Genomic DNA, 923 nt, shown 5'->3' on the forward strand with positions numbered 1-923 from the left:
GGCTGTTGTTATATTAGGTTAGCGCTTTTTATGCGACGGACTCTATGGTCACCTTGTAACCAAGAGCCTCCAATTTTTTAATGGATTGTTTTATTACGGCATCCTTTTTACGCTCTTCGTAATAAGATACTCCTAATTCGATGTATGGTTGTTTTCTTGTTAAGATGTGGAACGAAATGGTAAGTATACTATGGGCTACGGCAACTGCTGCCCGGTTTGCGCCACGTCTTGCGGCTATGCGATGATATTGGCTTGATAGGTATGTGTTCTTTGTTCTCGCTGCTGCTCGAGCGGCTTCAACAAGAGCACTTCGAAGCTTTTTGTTGCCTTTGCGTGTTCGACCTGATTTACGTTTACCTGCGCTTTCATTGTTACCTGGAGCTAATCCTGCCCATGAACATAATTTCGCTGCAGTGCCAAACTGGTTCCCTATATCTGTTCCAATTTCAGCTATCATTTGTTCAGCTGTACGCCAGCCGACTCCGGGAATCGTATCCAACAGCTCCAGGTCTTTCTCAAAAGGGCGCATTCGTTCCTTAACTTCCGCATCGAGTGCTTCAATTTCTTTATCAAGAAAATCAATATGTCGTAATTGGGTTTCCAATAACTTCTTCTGATGAGGACCCATCAAGCCTTTTAATGCACGCTTTAGCTCTTCTTTTTTGTTTTTTAATCGACGTTGCGCTAATTCAGATAAGACTTCCGGATCTTCTTCGCCGGCAATCATCGCTTCAATCATCGCACGACCGGATTTCCCTAGAACATCGCGTGCCACGGAAGACAACTTGATATTCGCTCCTTCTAGGACCTTCTGAATACGATTGACTTCCCGTGCCCGTTCTTCAATGAGACTTCGGCGGTAACGAATGAGTTCCCGTAATTCGCGTTGATCTCGCGAAGGGATGTAACTACCTTGAATTAGA

At 44.5% G+C, this 923-nt stretch carries 1 protein-coding gene; it reads right to left on the reverse strand.

Going from position 1 to position 923, the window contains the following annotated elements; translation table 11 throughout:
• Positions 1 to 28: 28 nt before the first annotated feature.
• A partial coding sequence (locus WD019_RS21665) for an IS110 family transposase (protein ID WP_425712814.1) occupies positions 29 to 923 on the reverse strand: 895 nt, incomplete at its 5' end.

The sequence above is a fragment of the Fictibacillus sp. Mic-4 genome, from assembly GCF_049843615.1.
In the GTDB taxonomy this organism is placed as follows: domain Bacteria; phylum Bacillota; class Bacilli; order Bacillales; family Fictibacillaceae; genus Fictibacillus_A; species Fictibacillus_A gelatini.